This window comes from Bacillus sp. SIMBA_008, assembly GCF_046535495.1.
Taxonomy (GTDB): domain Bacteria; phylum Bacillota; class Bacilli; order Bacillales; family Bacillaceae; genus Bacillus; species Bacillus subtilis.
In genome coordinates this window covers 452,483-465,213 of record NZ_JAWRWL010000003.1, presented here as the reverse complement: position 1 = coordinate 465,213, position 12,731 = coordinate 452,483, and the positions used below count along the sequence as shown (strand labels likewise).

Sequence of the window (12,731 nt, the reverse complement as noted above, 5' to 3'; positions counted from 1 at the left end):
GCCGATATAATCACTAGAAATTGACACAGGCATATTATCTAATAAGGAGAAAAAAGATGGGAGAACTGGCTAATTGTCCGAAATGCAATGCTTTATTTTTAAAAACAAAGCTGCAAACTGTATGTCAGGCGTGTATTAAGGAAGAAGAAAAATCATTTGAGACTGTCTATAAATTTTTAAGAAAACAGGAAAACCGGCAATCAACTTTGAGCCGGATAACTGAGGAAACAGGTGTGGAAGAAGAGCTGATATTGAAATTCATCAGGCAGAAGCGAATTCAGATCACTCATCTTCCTAATTTGGCATACCCTTGTGAAAGGTGCGGGACATCGATTAGAGAAGGCAAGTTCTGCAAGGCTTGCCAGTCCGATATTAAGGATCAAATGGATCATTTGAACCACGAGGATGCTCTGAAAATCGAGAAAGAAAATAGTAAAAAAGACACATACTATGCCTATAATACCAAAAACAGCTGATTCCCTAAACTAACTGAAAACGCAGTCGATAAAAGGGTTAAGATTGTTTAAAGACTGCAACGGAAAGCGAGAGGAATCCTATGAAAATCAATCAATTTGGAACACAATCCGTTAATCCATATCAAAAAAATTATGATAAGCAAGCGGTGCAAAAAACTGCTGCACAGCCTCAAGATAAAATTGAAATTTCATCACAGGCTAAAGAAATGCAACATGCATCCGACGCAGTCACTGGTTCACGACAGGAAAAAATTGCGCAGCTTAAAGCGCAAATTGAAAACGGGTCATACAAAGTAGACGCAAATCATATCGCGAAAAATATGATTAATTTTTATAAAAAGCAATAAAAAAGGAGAAAGCCCATGTCAGCGAAGGCAATTATTGAACATTTGAAGCGACTTTGCGTTCTGCATGAGCACCTGCTCACGCTGTCTGAAGAAAAGACGGAAGCGCTCAAAGCCGGCAAAACAAAAGAGCTTTCTTACATTTTGACAAAAGAGCAAAAATATATTCAAGCAATCACGCAGACAGAAGATGACCGGATCAAAACAACTTCGGCCTTTCTCGGATATAGCGAAAATAATACTATTTCCGCATGTATCGCCAAAACCTCAGGAAGTGAAAAGGAAGAGCTGGAACAACTATACGAATCTCTTTCTCAAGTTCTCGGACGTCTGAAAAAGGTAAATGAGATGAATAGGCAGCTGACAAGAGACGCGCTGCAATTCATCTCTATTTCGTACGATATGCTGGTTCCTAAGGAAAATAACTTCAATTACAGCAAATCAATTAAAGCTGAGCTGCCGAAAAGCAGCCAAATGAAATTGTTTGATTCAAAAGCTTAGCAGAAAGGAATTCAGAAAATGACATCTACCTTTATGGGGCTTGAAACTGCAAGGCGGGCGTTAAGCGCTCAGCAGGCAGCTTTAAGCACTACTGCAAATAACGTGGCAAATGCCAATACTGATGGTTATACAAGGCAGCGGGTCTCATTGGAGGCAACGGACTATTTCCCTGCTGTATCTAAAAACGCAGAAAAAACAGCGGGACAAATGGGTACGGGCGTTCAAGGAAAATCAGTTGAGAGAATAAGAGATATCTTTCTTGACTACCAATACCGTCTTCAAAACAACAGTGCCGGATACTATGACACGAAGGCCAAAGCGCTGTCCCAAATGGAAGGCGTTTTAAATGAAACGGATGACAGCGGCTTGAACAGTGTGCTCAATTCGTTTTGGAATTCCCTGCAGGAATTATCGAATAATACAAATGAAGAAAGTGCACGTTCTGTTGTTGCTCGAAAAGGACAAGCTGTAGCTGAAACGTTTAATTATATTTCTGAATCACTTACAAATGTCCAATCGAATTTAAAAGCAGAGCTAAATACAACTGTGTTGGATGTCAATTCTCTGCTTTCTCAGTTAAATAGTTTAAATAAGCAAATTGCACAAGTAGAGCCGGTCGGGCTTCTTCCGAATGGCTTATATGACCAGCGAGATTTGCTGATCGATAAATTATCCTCAATGGTTGATATCAAAGTCAGCTACAACAAATCAGGCGGGAATGCACTTGCATCTGCTGAAGGAACTGTATCAATTGAAATCCTTGATAAAAATAAACAGTCGCTAGGAACTGTTTTGGACGGTAAAAATTACGAGGTTTCAGAACTTGCAGCCAACTATGATAATGAAACTGGGTTAGTATCAAGTATTTCAATCGGGGATACAGCTGTGCAGGCGGAGTCCTTTAGCAGCAAGGGATCCCTTTTAGGATTTATAGAGTCTTACGGGTATATAACAGCAGACGGCCAAGAAAAGGGCGTATACCCGGAAATGCTTTCTGATCTTGACAATATGGCGCTTGAATTCGCGAAAGCTTTCAATGAAGTGCACAGAAATGGTGTGACCAAGAGCGGTGAACAAGGCGGAGACTTTTTTGATTTTACTGGCGGTGAAACTGAACCTGCCAAGGGCGCGGCGGGCAAGATCAAAGTGGCTGACAGCATAATAGATTCAAAAGGCGCAAACATTGCTTTCTCACTGACTGGTGCAGCCAACGATAACGCAAATGCTACAAAATTAGCAAATGTTTTAACCGGTAAAATAACCATTAACGGTAAAGAAACTAGTGTTTTAGATTATTATGCGGGTCTGATTGGCGAGCTAGGGATCGAAGCTCAAGAGGCTAATCGACTGGCGTCTAATACAGAAACACAGCTGAATGATGCTGACATAAACCGTCAGCAAATGAGCGCAGTTTCTTTAGACGAAGAAATGACGAATATGATTCAATTCCAACACGCATACAATGCAGCTGCAAGAATGGTGACTTTACAAGACGAATTACTTGATAAAGTGATCAACGGCATGGGTGTTGGAGGAAGGTAGGTAGAGTCACATGAGAGTAACACAAGGCATGATACAGCAAAACTCACTGAGATATATCGGTTCGAGCTACTCGAAGCTGGATAAACTCCAGTCGCAGATTTCTTCAGGGAAAAAAATCTCAAAAGCTTCCGACGATCCTGTAGTAGCAATGAAAAGCTTAAAGTATAATACGCAACTGTCTCAAGTGCAGCAGTACAAAAGCAATGCTTCTCAAGCCTTTACCTGGCTCGAAAACACAGAAACAAACATTACAGAAGGAATTGACATCCTGTCAAAGGTCAGAGAATTAGCGGTTGAAGCTCAAAATGATACAAACGGCGAGTCGGAGCGGCAAGCGATTGGCGTAGAGGTAAAGCAGTTAAAGGAACAGCTTTTAAATATTGCGAATACACAAGTGAACGGCAGATATATCTTTAATGGCACAAATTCAGATAAGCCTCCGGTTACAGATAACGGAGACGGAACTTATACAATTTCTGATACAGCTGATGTCGTAGTCAATATATCAAATAATATGTCATTGAAAGTGAATTCAGATCCAAAGTCAGCTTTTGGAGGCACTTCTGAAAGCGGGCAGAATGTATTTGAAATGCTTGATTCTTTTGAGAAAGCACTAAATTCTGGTTCGCTAGATGGCATGGACAGTGTTTTAGATGATATTGATCATTTTTCTGACGGCATGAGTGCTGAACGATCTGATCTTGGAGCGAGATATAATCGTCTTGAACTGGTTAATACAAGACTGTCAGCGCAAGAAGAAACAGCTACCAAAGTGTTATCAGACAATGAAGATGTAGAACTGGAAGAAGTAATAACTGAATTTATTGCGCAGCAAAGTGTGCACAGGGCTACTCTGGCCGTTAATGCGCAAATTGTTCAGCCTACATTGATTGACTTTTTAAAGTAAGCGGCTCTTAGGAGTTCGCTTTTTTTATAGTTCAGGAGGTAGAGTGATGCAGATTCCCAGATTGATTATGCATAGTGTTCAAGGAAAAATTGGTTTAACAACGACGCCTGCCAGCTTAAAAATGGAGCAGCCTCAAGCTGATCTAGAGATCGAACAGCCGAGTGCGGAAATGGAAATATCGGTGACACCTGGAAAACTCACGATTGACCAGACACAAGCATGGGAAGAATTAGACAGAAAGCATGTTTTCAAGAGAATTGAAGAAGCCGCCCAACAAGGGCATGAGGATGTAATGGAGGGAATAGCGCGCACTGCAGAAGAAGGCGACGAGCTTATGAGAATTGAAAATAAAGGGAACCCAATCGCTTCACAAGCAAGGAGGAACTCTGAAATGCACCAAATTCAATTAGGTGAAAATTATGCTCCTTCTCTATCTAGGGTGAAAATACAATATACTCCGTCACAGCTTGACGTTCAGATTACGCCGCGAAAGCCTGTTATTCAGGCTGAGCCGCATAAGCCAATTGTTGAATATACGCCAGGAAATGTTAAGGTTGACATGCTCCAATACCCTGATTTAAATATAGATGTAGAATACCCGAAAGAATCACCCGAAAAGTAAAAAGAAAAGGATCGTGAACAATGATCATTCATACGAAGTACCATGGCCAAATGAACATAAAAGAAGAACAAATCATTCTTTTTGAAAGCGGGATTCCAGGCTTTTTAGAAGAAAAACAATTTGTCATACTTCCGCTTTCAGAAGACTCTCCATTCGTGGCACTGCAGTCCGTCACTTCAGAAAATCTTGCGTTCATCGTTGTAAGTCCGTTTATCTTTTTTAAGAATTATGAATTTGACCTTGATGAATCAACTGCTGAACTTTTGGATATCGATAATATTCAAGACGTAGAAGTCATGACAATATTGACCATGGCAGAGCCATTCGAAAAATCTACTGCTAATTTATTGGCTCCCATTATTGTGAATCGCAAGAACATGATGGCTAAGCAAGTCGTTTTACACGACTCCTCATATACGACAAAGCATCCGATTGGAGGAGAATCATGCTAGTTTTATCGCGGAAAATAAGCGAAGCGATTCAAATAGGTGCTGATATTGAAGTAAAAGTGATTGCGGTTGAGGGGGATCAAGTGAAGCTTGGAATTGACGCCCCAAAGCATATTGATATTCACAGGAAAGAAATTTACTTGACCATTCAGGAAGAAAATAACCGTGCAGCAGCGTTATCCAGCGATGTGATCTCCGCATTATCCTCACAAAAAAAGTGAGGATTTTTTTATTTTTGTATTAACAAAATCAGAGACAATCCGATATTAATGATGTAGCCGGAAGGAGGCGCAAATGACTCCGCCAGTTACAAAAATAAGGCACAAGGACGTGCCTAAACAACATATTCAGGGAGGAACAAAACAATGAGAATTAACCACAATATCGCAGCACTTAACACACTGAACCGTTTGTCTTCAAACAATGGTGCAGCACAAAAGAACATGGAGAAACTTTCTTCAGGTCTACGTATCAACCGTGCGGGAGATGACGCAGCGGGTCTAGCGATCTCTGAAAAAATGAGAGGACAAATCAGAGGTCTTGATATGGCTTCTAAAAACTCTCAAGACGGAATCTCTCTTATCCAAACAGCTGAGGGTGCATTGACTGAAACTCATGCGATTCTTCAACGTATGCGTGAACTTACTGTTCAAGCTGGTAACACTGGCACACAGCAACCTGAAGATTTAACTGCAATTAAAGATGAAATGGATGCTTTAACTGAAGAGATCGATGGTATTTCTCAACGTACTGAATTTAACGGAAAAAAACTTTTAGACGGTAGTGTAACAGCAGGTTTTACATTCCAAATCGGTGCAAATGCTACCCAAAATATTAATGTTACAATTGGCAACATGGATGCAACAACTTTAGGAGTAAAAGGTATCGATGTGTCATCAGCTACTTTTAGTTTTGACACTGAGATCGCTAAAATCGATACTGCAATTACAAGTGTTTCAAGCCAACGTTCAAAACTTGGTGCGGTACAAAACCGCCTAGAACACACTATTAACAACCTTAGTGCTTCTTCTGAAAACTTAACTGCTGCTGAGTCTCGTATCCGTGACGTTGACATGGCTAAAGAAATGAGTGAGTTCACAAAGAACAACATTCTTTCTCAGGCTTCTCAAGCGATGCTGGCTCAAGCAAACCAACAACCGCAAAACGTACTTCAATTATTACGTTAATTTTAAAAAAGACCTTGGCAACGCCAAGGTCTTTTAATTAGTATTTCTAGCTCCGAATACTTCCCCCTTGCAGTCACTAACTCGTGATATAATAACCGGATTCTCCACTAACTTTTTATAAATGTATTTCCAAACAAGAAATCTAAAACAGAAGATTTTTTTCCAAAAATATGTGTAATCTTATCTCCATTTAGTCGATATAAACGATAGATTGGGGCATAGGGGATGATCAATTGAACATTGAAAGGCTCACTACGTTACAACCTGTTTGGGATCGTTATGATACTCAAATACATAATCAGAAAGATAATGATAACGAGGTTCCTGTTCATCAAGTTTCATATACCAATCTTGCTGAAATGGTGGGGGAAATGAACAAGCTTTTGGAACCTTCGCAAGTTCACCTGAAGTTTGAGCTTCATGAGAAGTTAAATGAATACTATGTAAAAGTAATAGAGGACTCTACAAATGAAGTGATCCGCGAAATTCCACCAAAACGGTGGCTTGATTTTTATGCGGCTATGACTGAATTTCTTGGGTTATTTGTAGATGAAAAAAAGTAGAATAGGAGTGGTTTGAGATGGTCACAAGAATAACAGGTCTGGCATCAGGAATGGATATAGATGATATTGTATCAAAGCTGATGCAGACAGAAAGAGCGCCGCTTGATAAGCTGAAGCAAAAAAAGCAGACTCTTGAATGGCAGCGTGACAGCTATCGTGAAGTCAATACAAAAATAAAAGAATTGCAAGATTATATGTCTAAAAATACGTTGACATATCCTAGCACGTATCAGAGCAAAACTGTGACAAGCTCTAATGAGTCTGTGTTAACTGCTACAGGAAGCGCAAGTGCACCAAACTCTTCTTCTACTGTTGAAGTGGCGAGCTTGGCAACCGCAGCAACGTATAAGGCAAACAATTATACGGGTTATACACAAGGCGATTATAATTTGGCATTTAACGTTGTTGCGCCTGGTGAGACAACGGCAAAAACAGTGAACATTAGTGTGACGAGCGCCGATACGATTGATAATGTGATTTCTAAACTTAACAGCTCAGATCTAGGAGTATCAGCTTTTAAAGATAAAATTTGGAATGGTACAGAGTACGTAGAAACCATTGCGTTTTCTTCTAAAGCAACAGGTGCAGGGGGCAGTATACAGGCAGCAGACTCTGCTACAGCTGACTTTATGTCCGGTCAGCTTGGTTTTTCTTTGGATGCTGATAATAAGCTCACTGCTTACAAAGAAGGCACAAATGCCAAAGTCACAATTAACGGCTTTGAAATGGAGAAGCTGACAAACAATTTCACGGTAAATGGTGTTACTTACTCGATTAAAAATACAACTGCAGCCACAGGCCCTGTTACCACATCTGTTTCTACTGATGTTGACGGGATTTATAACCAAATCAAAGAGTTTGTAGATAAATACAATGAAATGGTTGACAGCCTGAATGAAAAGCTGAAAGAAGAAAAATACCGAGACTATACTCCGTTGACAAGTGAACAAAAAGAAGCCATGTCCGATAAAGAGGTAGAGCTCTGGGAGGAGAAGGCGAAAAGCGGATTGCTTAGAAATGATTCCAGCATCAGCACTGGCACGAACCAAATGCGGACTGACTTTTATACTCAAGTTAATGCGGATGGGAAAACCTATCAATTGACAGAATTCGGCATAACAACCTCAAGTGCTTACCAAATGCGGGGACATTTAGAGATTAATGAAGACAAACTGAAAGCCAAAATACAAGAAGATCCGCAAAGCGTTGCCGCTTTATTTACAAGTGGGTCGAACAGCAGCGCCTATAGTGATAAAGGGATTATGAAACGCATCGGTGACACCCTGAAAAGTACGGTGAAGAGCATTGAAGCAAAAGCCGGCAACTCGACAATGGGAACCAATGATTATTCAATCGGTAAAAATTTAAATACGATCAGCACTGATATTACCAAAATGCAGGACCGGTTGACCACAATAGAAAACCGCTATTATTCAAAATTCAGTGCAATGGATTCTGCGATTCAAAAAATGAACGAACAAGCGTCCTATTTATCACAGCTTCTTGTACAATAAATGTAATCTGGAGGATGACACATGGCGATCCAAAATCCATATACAGCCTATCAGCAAAATTCAGTGAATACGGCTACACCCGGGGAGCTGACGCTTATGCTGTATAATGGCTGTTTAAAATTTATAAGACTTGCCTCTCAGGCCATTGAGAATGATGATATGGAACGTAAAAATGAGAATCTGATTAAAGCGCAAAATATTATTCAGGAATTAAATTTTACACTTAACCGTAACATAGAGCTTTCCGCTTCCATGGGTGCGATGTACGATTATATGTATCGAAGATTGGTACAGGCAAATATCAAAAATGATACGGGCATGCTGGCTGAGGTTGAAGGCTATGTAACAGATTTTCGCGATGCTTGGAAACAAGCCATTCAAAGTGAACGGAAGGACCGGCACGGATCAGGCGGGATCGCATGAATAACATAGATCAACTATACACTGAGACGAAGAGTATGCTGTCACACATACAAAATACGCCGGAAAGCGATGAGCTTTTAAAACAAATTGAAGACTTTGTGGCTAAACGGTCTGAACTGATTCAGGAGATATCTCTGCCGCTTTCAGAAGAAGAGCGAAAGCAGATGAAGCTAGTGCTTACATGGGATCAGCTTATTGTGAAGGAAATGGAACGACTGAAGCAGTCAATCGCAGCAGAACTTCAGCAGATGAAAAGAAAACGTGTGATGCATACGACGTATTTAAACCCTTATAACAACATTACGATTGACGGCACATATTATGACAAGCGTAAATAGGTGAGTGCCTTGAAGAGCATTGAAGATTATACGCTTTTATCAGCTTATTATCATCTTCTTTTTACCATTGAAGAAGGGTTGTGTTATTTGATAGAGGCTGAAGAGAATTTATCAAAAACAGAAGGGGATCGGATCTACCAAGATCTGATCCAAGCCTTTTTTTATTTAGATTCAACACATTCAACACTTCTCTTCATTATGGATTCGCGGTGTGCTGAAATTTGTGTGAAAGCATTTGACCAAATTTTTGCGGAGTTTGATCAATTGGTCTCTTTCTCTTTTCCCTCTCATGAGTTCTGTGAGTATTTAAAGGAACATTTTCTGATTCATTATAGAAAATGGATGCTGTCTATTCATCAATGTATGGAACCCTTTTTAATCAATTAGGCGTGTGTGAGGTATTTGTTTCGTTCAATCAGCATATACATATACCTCCGAACCGCCAATAACAGAGCAAATACAAACAAAATTCGACAAAGTTCACTGAATTTTCACAAAAGATTTATGTTTCAGCAGGAATTGTAAAGGGTAAAAGAGAAATAGATACATATCCTTAATAAAAGGGAGGCGTTCTTTGATGAACTATAACATCAGAGGAGAAAATATTGAAGTGACACCCGCGTTAAAGGATCATGTCGAGAGGAAGATCGGCAAGCTGGAGCGCTATTTTGACCATAGCGTGGATGCTGATGTGAACGTCAACTTGAAGTTTTACAATGACAAGGAGTCTAAGGTTGAGGTTACGATTCCGATGACAGATCTGGCGCTTCGGTCCGAGGTGCATAACGAGGATATGTACAACGCAATTGATCTCGCAACAAACAAACTGGAACGTCAAATCCGTAAGCATAAAACGAAAGTAAACCGTAAATTCCGTGAGCAGGGCTCTCCAAAATATTTATTGGCAAACGGTCTTGGCTCTGATACAGATATTGCGGTTCAGGATGACATAGAAGAGGAGGAGAGCTTGGACATCGTCCGTCAGAAACGCTTTAATTTAAAGCCGATGGATAGTGAAGAAGCGATCTTGCAAATGAATATGCTCGGCCATAATTTCTTTGTTTTCACAAATGCGGAAACAAACCTTACAAATGTCGTGTACCGCAGAAATGACGGGAAATATGGCTTAATTGAACCGACTGAATAATGAAGAGAAGCCTTCCGTGATGTCCGCGGAAGGTTTTTGTTTTTCTTATTTGCAAATTCTTTGGAAATAACAAAAGGTATGATATGATAATGAGAGGTATACATGGACTAGTAAATTATTTATACATGCCTCTAAAATAGGCATGTGATGATAGAGGAGCGTTATAAATGCTTGGAATTTTAAATAAAATGTTTGATCCAACAAAACGTACGCTGAATAGATACGAAAAAATTGCTAACGATATTGATGCGATTCGCGGAGACTATGAAAATCTCTCTGACGACGCATTGAAACATAAAACAATTGAATTTAAAGAGCGTCTTGAAAAAGGGGCGACAACGGATGATCTTCTTGTTGAAGCTTTCGCTGTTGTTCGAGAAGCTTCACGCCGCGTAACAGGCATGTTTCCGTTTAAAGTCCAGCTCATGGGGGGCGTGGCGCTTCATGACGGAAATATAGCGGAAATGAAAACGGGGGAAGGGAAAACATTAACGTCTACCTTGCCTGTTTATTTAAATGCGTTAACCGGTAAAGGCGTACACGTCGTGACTGTCAACGAATACTTGGCAAGCCGTGACGCTGAGCAAATGGGGAAAATTTTCGAGTTTCTCGGTTTGACTGTCGGTTTGAATTTAAACTCAATGTCAAAAGACGAAAAAAGGGAAGCTTATGCCGCTGATATTACTTACTCCACAAACAACGAGCTTGGCTTCGACTATTTGCGTGACAATATGGTTCTTTATAAAGAGCAGATGGTTCAGCGCCCGCTTCATTTTGCGGTAATAGATGAAGTTGACTCTATTTTAATTGATGAAGCGAGAACACCGCTTATCATTTCTGGACAAGCTGCCAAATCCACTAAGCTGTACGTACAGGCAAATGCTTTTGTCCGTACGTTAAAAGCGGAGAAGGATTACACGTACGATATCAAAACAAAAGCTGTACAGCTTACTGAAGAAGGAATGACGAAGGCGGAAAAAGCGTTCGGCATCGATAACCTCTTTGATGTGAAGCATGTCGCGCTCAACCACCATATCAACCAGGCCTTAAAAGCTCACGTTGCGATGCAAAAGGACGTTGACTATGTAGTGGAAGACGGACAGGTTGTTATTGTTGATTCCTTCACGGGACGTCTGATGAAAGGCCGCCGCTACAGTGAGGGGCTTCACCAAGCGATTGAAGCAAAGGAAGGGCTTGAGATTCAAAACGAAAGCATGACCTTGGCGACGATTACGTTCCAAAACTACTTCCGAATGTACGAAAAACTTGCCGGTATGACGGGTACAGCTAAGACAGAGGAAGAAGAATTCCGCAACATCTACAACATGCAGGTTGTCACGATCCCTACCAACAGGCCTGTTGTCCGTGATGACCGTCCGGATTTAATTTACCGCACGATGGAAGGAAAGTTTAAGGCAGTTGCGGAGGATGTCGCACAGCGTTACATGACGGGACAGCCTGTTCTAGTCGGTACGGTTGCCGTTGAAACATCTGAATTGATTTCTAAGCTGCTTAAAAACAAAGGAATTCCGCATCAAGTGTTAAATGCCAAAAACCATGAACGTGAAGCGCAGATCATTGAAGAGGCCGGCCAAAAAGGCGCAGTTACGATTGCGACTAACATGGCGGGGCGCGGAACGGACATTAAGCTTGGCGAAGGTGTAAAAGAGCTTGGCGGACTCGCTGTTGTCGGAACAGAACGACATGAATCACGCCGGATTGACAATCAGCTTCGAGGTCGTTCCGGACGTCAGGGAGACCCGGGGATTACTCAATTTTATCTTTCTATGGAAGATGAATTGATGCGCAGATTCGGAGCTGAGCGGACAATGGCGATGCTGGACCGCTTCGGCATGGACGACTCTACTCCAATCCAAAGCAAAATGGTATCTCGCGCGGTTGAATCGTCACAAAAACGTGTCGAAGGCAATAACTTCGATTCGCGTAAACAGCTTCTGCAATATGATGATGTTCTCCGCCAGCAGCGTGAGGTCATTTATAAGCAGCGCTTTGAAGTCATTGACTCTGAAAACCTGCGTGAAATCGTTGAAAATATGATCAAGTCTTCTCTCGAACGCGCAATTGCAGCCTATACGCCAAGAGAAGAGCTTCCTGAGGAGTGGAAGCTTGACGGTCTAGTTGATCTTATCAACACAACTTATCTTGATGAAGGTGCGCTTGAGAAGAGCGATATCTTCGGGAAAGAACCGGATGAAATGCTTGAGCTCATTATGGATCGCATCATCACAAAATATAATGAGAAGGAAGAGCAATTCGGAAAAGAGCAAATGCGCGAATTCGAAAAAGTTATCGTTCTTCGTGCCGTTGATTCTAAATGGATGGATCATATTGATGCGATGGATCAGCTCCGCCAAGGGATTCACCTTCGTGCTTACGCGCAGACGAACCCGCTTCGTGAGTATCAAATGGAAGGCTTTGCGATGTTTGAGCATATGATTGAATCAATTGAGGACGAAGTCGCAAAATTTGTGATGAAAGCTGAGATTGAAAACAATCTGGAGCGTGAAGAGGTTGTACAAGGCCAAACAACAGCTCATCAGCCGCAAGAAGGCGACGATAACAAAAAAGCAAAGAAAGCACCGGTTCGCAAAGTGGTTGATATCGGACGAAATGCCCCATGCCACTGCGGAAGCGGGAAAAAATATAAAAATTGCTGCGGCCGTACTGAATAGTTCGCCCCGGCAAGTTTACTGACCG

16 protein-coding genes are annotated in these 12,731 nt (G+C 41.2%); all 16 read left to right on the top strand.

Annotated features, from left to right (window positions below; translation table 11 throughout):
• Positions 1-56: 56 nt before the first annotated feature.
• Positions 57-476 (top strand): TIGR03826 family flagellar region protein, encoded by a 420-nt coding sequence (locus tag SB658_RS12975; RefSeq protein WP_003227995.1) that lies wholly within the window; start codon positions 57-59, stop codon positions 474-476.
• 80 nt (positions 477-556) lie between these two features.
• Positions 557-823 (top strand): flagellar biosynthesis anti-sigma factor FlgM, encoded by a 267-nt coding sequence (gene flgM / locus SB658_RS12970; protein WP_014478128.1) that lies wholly within the window; start codon positions 557-559, stop codon positions 821-823.
• Between the two features lie 15 nt (positions 824-838).
• Positions 839-1,321 carry a flagellar protein FlgN gene (gene flgN / locus SB658_RS12965; protein ID WP_015714799.1) on the top strand — a complete coding sequence of 161 codons (483 nt, stop codon included), beginning with the start codon at positions 839-841 and terminating at the stop codon, positions 1,319-1,321.
• 18 nt (positions 1,322-1,339) lie between these two features.
• Positions 1,340-2,863 carry a flagellar hook-associated protein FlgK gene (gene flgK / locus SB658_RS12960; protein ID WP_003228001.1) on the top strand — a complete coding sequence of 508 codons (1,524 nt, stop codon included), beginning with the start codon at positions 1,340-1,342 and terminating at the stop codon, positions 2,861-2,863.
• Positions 2,864-2,873: 10 nt separating this feature from the next.
• Positions 2,874-3,770: a flagellar hook-associated protein FlgL gene (flgL, locus tag SB658_RS12955; RefSeq protein ID WP_015714797.1), complete on the top strand. Its 897-nt coding sequence runs from the start codon at positions 2,874-2,876 to the stop codon at positions 3,768-3,770.
• A gap of 46 nt (positions 3,771-3,816) precedes the next feature.
• Complete coding sequence (locus tag SB658_RS12950; RefSeq protein WP_015384781.1) at positions 3,817-4,392, top strand: DUF6470 family protein; 576 nt, start codon at positions 3,817-3,819, stop codon at positions 4,390-4,392.
• Positions 4,393-4,412: 20 nt separating this feature from the next.
• Positions 4,413-4,844, top strand: a complete 432-nt coding sequence (gene fliW, locus SB658_RS12945; protein ID WP_003228007.1) for a flagellar assembly protein FliW — start codon at positions 4,413-4,415, stop codon at positions 4,842-4,844.
• Positions 4,838-5,062, top strand: a complete 225-nt coding sequence (gene csrA / locus SB658_RS12940; RefSeq protein ID WP_033884178.1) for a carbon storage regulator CsrA — start codon at positions 4,838-4,840, stop codon at positions 5,060-5,062. Before fliW ends, csrA begins: the two co-directional genes overlap by 7 nt.
• Positions 5,063-5,206: 144 nt before the next feature.
• Positions 5,207-6,028 (top strand): flagellin Hag, encoded by an 822-nt coding sequence (hag, locus tag SB658_RS12935; protein ID WP_029725988.1) that lies wholly within the window; start codon positions 5,207-5,209, stop codon positions 6,026-6,028.
• A 233-nt stretch (positions 6,029-6,261) separates the two neighbouring features.
• Positions 6,262-6,591 (top strand): flagellar protein FlaG, encoded by a 330-nt coding sequence (flaG, locus tag SB658_RS12930; RefSeq protein WP_021480710.1) that lies wholly within the window; start codon positions 6,262-6,264, stop codon positions 6,589-6,591.
• Between the two features lie 17 nt (positions 6,592-6,608).
• Positions 6,609-8,105 carry a flagellar hook-associated protein 2 gene (locus SB658_RS12925; RefSeq protein WP_014481042.1) on the top strand — a complete coding sequence of 499 codons (1,497 nt, stop codon included), beginning with the start codon at positions 6,609-6,611 and terminating at the stop codon, positions 8,103-8,105.
• Between the two features lie 21 nt (positions 8,106-8,126).
• Positions 8,127-8,528 (top strand): flagellar export chaperone FliS, encoded by a 402-nt coding sequence (fliS, locus tag SB658_RS12920; RefSeq protein ID WP_014481041.1) that lies wholly within the window; start codon positions 8,127-8,129, stop codon positions 8,526-8,528.
• Positions 8,525-8,866 carry a flagella biosynthesis regulatory protein FliT gene (gene fliT / locus SB658_RS12915; protein WP_014481040.1) on the top strand — a complete coding sequence of 114 codons (342 nt, stop codon included), beginning with the start codon at positions 8,525-8,527 and terminating at the stop codon, positions 8,864-8,866. Before fliS ends, fliT begins: the two co-directional genes overlap by 4 nt.
• 9 nt (positions 8,867-8,875) lie before the next feature.
• The gene (locus SB658_RS12910; protein WP_003244377.1) at positions 8,876-9,253 is read left to right on the top strand and encodes a DUF8042 domain-containing protein; all 378 of its coding nucleotides are present in this window, start codon (positions 8,876-8,878) and stop codon (positions 9,251-9,253) included.
• A gap of 190 nt (positions 9,254-9,443) precedes the next feature.
• Positions 9,444-10,013, top strand: coding sequence for a ribosome hibernation promotion factor (hpf, locus tag SB658_RS12905; RefSeq protein WP_003228031.1), 570 nt, complete (start codon positions 9,444-9,446; stop codon positions 10,011-10,013).
• Between the two features lie 167 nt (positions 10,014-10,180).
• Entirely contained in the window at positions 10,181-12,706 is a 2,526-nt protein-coding gene (gene secA / locus SB658_RS12900; protein WP_003228033.1) for a preprotein translocase subunit SecA, read from the top strand.
• Positions 12,707-12,731 lie beyond the last annotated feature (25 nt).